Source organism: Pseudomonas profundi (genome assembly GCF_008638305.1).
Taxonomy (GTDB): domain Bacteria; phylum Pseudomonadota; class Gammaproteobacteria; order Pseudomonadales; family Pseudomonadaceae; genus Halopseudomonas; species Halopseudomonas profundi.
The window spans coordinates 1-590 of sequence record NZ_VTPZ01000048.1 but is presented as its reverse complement, the minus strand read 5'-3'; the positions used below and the strand labels follow the sequence as shown (position 1 = coordinate 590).

1 protein-coding gene is annotated in these 590 nt (G+C 55.4%); it reads left to right on the top strand.

Going from position 1 to position 590, the window contains the following annotated elements; all coding sequences use genetic code 11:
• Nucleotides 1-27: 27 nt before the first annotated feature.
• Nucleotides 28-590, top strand: a 563-nt coding sequence (locus FZE95_RS19510; protein ID WP_190324609.1) for a restriction endonuclease subunit S, incomplete at its 3' end; no start/stop codon positions are given.

Here is a 590-nt window from a genome sequence, read left to right as displayed (position 1 = left end):
TGCAGGGGTTCTTGAAGGGGTTGGGGTATGTCTGAGAGAACCACCTGGGAAGCCTGCACTGTCAGAGATGTTATCGAGCGTCACTTTTGTGGCCCAAGCCCTGACTGTGAGGAGCGGCAAATTTTCGCACCCGAAGAATGGGGCGTTCTGAAAACCACAGCGATCACATGGGCCGGATGGAACGATGCTGCTCATAAGGTCTTGCCAAAAGCATTTTGGGAGCAGTCCCAAATTGAGGTTCATGAAGGTGATGTGCTGGTTACGAAGGCAGGTCCGCGACATCGAGTAGGTGTTGTCTGCCATGTTCCGAGCACTCATAGCCGGCTGGTTGTTTCCGGAAAGATGATCGGACTCCGGCCTAAGACGGAAGTGGTTGATGCACGGTTCTTGGCAGGCTTTCTAGGAACAAAGGAGCCGCAAAAGTACATCCATGACCGCACGACCGGAATGGCAGAGTCGCAGGTAAACTTCGCCAACGAAGTCCTGTTGGATGCTCCCTTACGGCTACCGCCAGTCCACGAGCAGCACTTGATCGCCAGGGTTCTCGACACCCTCGACACCGCCATCCGCGAAACCGAGGCGCTGATCGG